Origin of the sequence: Streptomyces johnsoniae, from assembly GCF_031845565.1 — a bacterium.
In the GTDB taxonomy this organism is placed as follows: Bacteria; Actinomycetota; Actinomycetes; order Streptomycetales; family Streptomycetaceae; genus Streptomyces; species Streptomyces johnsoniae.
Map to the genome: position 1 here is coordinate 1 of NZ_JAVREV010000042.1, position 3,359 is coordinate 3,359.

The window sequence follows — 3,359 nt, forward strand, 5'->3', positions numbered from 1 at the left end:
AGGTGGATGCGATCCGCGATCAGATTCTCGAAGACCTTGCGGGGTTGGTGCCGGGGTCGGGTCGGGTGCCGTTTTATTCGTCGGTGACGGGTGGGTTGTTTGATACGGCGGGGTTGGATGCGGAGTACTGGTTCAGGAATTTGCGGGAGCGGGTGCGGTTTGATGAGGTGGTGCGGGGGTTGGGGGATGCGGTGTTTATTGAGTGCAGTGGGCATCCGGTGTTGGTGCCGGGGTTCGAGGACGGGGTGGCTGTTGGTTCTTTGCGGCGCGGTGAGGGTGGGTTGGGGCGGTTTTTGAGGTCGGTGGGTGAGGCGTGGGTGCATGGGGTGCGGGTGGAGTGGGGGCGGCTTTTTGAGGGGTATTGCCATGTCGATCTGCCGACGTATGCGTTTGAGCGGGAGCGGTTTTGGTTGGGTGGTTCGGGTGTGGGGGGTCGGGGTTTGGTGGGTGGTGGGGTGGAGTTGGCTGGTGGTGGTGGGGTGGTGTTTTCGGGTCGGGTGTCGTTGGAGGGGTTTGGGTGGCTTGGGGATCATGGGGTGTGGGGGTCGGTGTTGGTGCCGGGGGCGGTGTTTGTGGGGTTGGGGTTGTGTGGTGGGGGGCGGTTGGAGGAGTTGACGCTTCGGGTGCCGTTGGTGTTGTCGGAGCGGGGTGGGGTGGATGTGCAGGTGCGGGTGGGGGTGGTTGATGAGGTGGGTCGGCGTGATGTGGGGGTGTTCGCGCGGCCGGATGAGGCCACCCCGTGGACCCAGCACGCCACCGGAGTGCTGTCCGGCGAGCCGGACCCCGAGCCGCCCGCGTGGGAGGGCACCTGGCCACCGCCGGGTGCCGTTCCGGTGCCGGTCGACTACAACCGGCTCGCCGACACCGGCTTCACCTACGGTCCGGCGTTCCGGGGGTTGCGTGCGGCGTGGCGGCGCGGGGAGGAGATCTTCGCGGAGGTGCGGCTGCCCGAGGAGCGGCACGGCGACGACTTCGACCTGCATCCGGCACTGCTCGACGCGGCCCTGCACGCCGGACTGCTCGAAGGCGCGGACCGCGTCCGGCTGCCGTTCTCGTGGACCGGGGTGACCCTGCATGCCACGGGCGCGACGGCCCTGCGGGTGCGGCTCACGCCGACCGGCCCGGACACCATGAGCCTGGCCCTGGCCGACGAAACGGGCGCGCCCGTCGCCACGGTGGCATCGCTCACCCTCCGCCCCGTCACGCCCCAGCAGCTATCGGCCCAGCGGCGCGACACGCCGCTTCACCACGTCGAATGGCTGCCCCTACCGGGCGGCGCCGCACAGCCGGCATCGCCATCGACCCCGCCGCGGGCGGACGGTGTCGCGCTGCTTGGCCCGGACGGCCTGGGCACTTCACTGCCGCTCGTTCCTGGCCTGTCGGCATTCGGCTCGCCGGTTCCCGACATCGTGATCGCCCCCTTCCTGTCCCCGCCGGCCGGGGAGAGCCCAGCCGAGGCGGCACGCGCCGCGACGGGCGAAGCGCTGCGGCTGGTGCAGGAGTGGTTCGGCGACGAGCGGTTCGCCTCCTCCCGGCTGATCCTGCTCACCCGTGGCGCCGTGGCCGACGTGCCGGAGAGCGAGGTCACCGACCTGGCCCGCGCACCGCTGTGGGGACTGGTCCGTTCCGCCCAGTCGGAGAACCCGGGGCGCCTCGTCCTCGCCGATATCGACGATCACCGCGCCTCGTTCGCGGCGCTGCTGGCGGCCCTGCCCAGCGGCGAGCCGCAGATCGTCGTGCGCTCGGGCCTGGCCCGCGTCCCGCGGTTGACCAGGACGGAACGTGCCGCGGGCGACCGCACGCCGGTGTTCGGCGGCGAGGGAACCGTGCTGATCACCGGCGGCACCGGAACGCTGGGCAGCCTGGTCGCCCGCCACCTCGCCGAGGCGCACGGCGTGCGGCGCCTGTTGCTGATCAGCCGCCAGGGCCCGGACGCGGACGGTGTGGCGGAGCTGCTTGCCGACCTCGCCGCGCTGGGCGCGGAAGCGACCGTGGTGGCCTGTGACGCCGCCGACCGGGAGGCACTGGCCACCGCGCTCGCCGGGGTGCAGTTGACCGGCGTCGTCCACACCGCCGGTGTCCTGGACGACGGGGTGATCGCCTCGCTGACCCCGGAGCGCATCGACACGGTGCTGCGGCCGAAGGTGGACGCGGCGTGGCACCTGCACGAACTCACGCGCGGCTACGACCTGTCGGCGTTCGTCCTGTTCTCCTCGGCCGCGGGCCTGCTGGGCAACGCGGGCCAGGGCAGCTATGCCGCCGCGAACGCCTTCCTCGATGCTCTCGCCCACCACCGCCGGGCGGCGGGCCTCAGTGGGTCGTCTCTCGCCTGGGGACTGTGGGCTCGTGCGAGCGGCATGACCAGCCATCTCGGTGAAGAGGAGGTGCGGCGCCTGGGCCGCACCGGTCTGCTGCCGCTGGGGACGGAACAGGGGCTCGCGTTGTTCGACGCCGCCGTGGCGGATACCCGCGCGGTGCTGGTCCCTGCGCTGCTGGACACGGCCGGGGCACGGATGCGCGGCGAGGTACCGTTCCTCCTCCGCGGCCTCGTGCGGACTCCCGCCCGGCGCCAGGCCGACGGCGAGACGGCCGGTGCGTTGCAGCGGCGCCTCGAAGCCCTCTCCGGCACCGAACGCGACCGCGCCTTCCTGGACTTCGTCCGTGGCCACGTGGCCACCGTGCTCGGGCACGCGGCAGCCGCATCGGTCGACCCGGAACGCGGATTCCTCGACCTGGGTCTGGACTCCCTGACAGCCCTCGAACTGCGCAACCGGCTGAATGCGGCGACCGGCTGCCGCCTTTCCCCGACCTTGATTTTCGACCACCCCACTCCGGCCGCGGTGGCACGCCACCTTCAGGCGGAACTTTTCCCCGTCCCTCCGCAGGACGATTCCGCGGACACCAGTGAAGCGGAATTCCGCCGGGCTCTGGCATCCATTCCCCTGGCCCGATACCGGGAAGCCGGCTTGGTGGCGACGCTGCTTCGGCTTGCCGAAACCGATGCGGCGGCAACAGTGCCTGACGAAACGGCCGCTGTGGACACGCTGGACACCATGGACGTGGCCAGTCTCGTACGTGTAGCGCTGGGCGATCACTGACCGGTACGTGACCTGAGATTCGGAGTGCGACGATGACCGCATCCAGTGAAGAAGTCGTCAGGGCGCTGAGGGCCTCGCTGAAGGAGGCCGAACTCCTGAGGCAGCAGAACCGCGAGCTGACCGCCGCAAGGTCGGAACCGCTGGCCATTGTGGGGATGGCCTGCCGTTTCCCGGGGGATGTGCGGTCGCCGGAGGATTTGTGGCGGCTGGTGGCGGGTGGGGTGGATGCGGTGTCGGATTTTCCTGAGGACCGGGGCTGGG

The 3,359-nt window shown here is 70.9% G+C and carries 2 protein-coding genes; both read left to right on the plus strand.

Annotated features, from left to right (window positions below; all coding sequences use genetic code 11):
* Positions 1-2 precede the first annotated feature (2 nt).
* Positions 3-3,098, plus strand: coding sequence for a type I polyketide synthase (locus RM779_RS33140; protein WP_394813452.1), 3,096 nt, complete (start codon positions 3-5; stop codon positions 3,096-3,098).
* Positions 3,099-3,130: 32 nt separating this feature from the next.
* Positions 3,131-3,359: beta-ketoacyl synthase N-terminal-like domain-containing protein (locus RM779_RS33145; protein WP_311621513.1), on the plus strand; the 229-nt coding region annotated here is incomplete at its 3' end.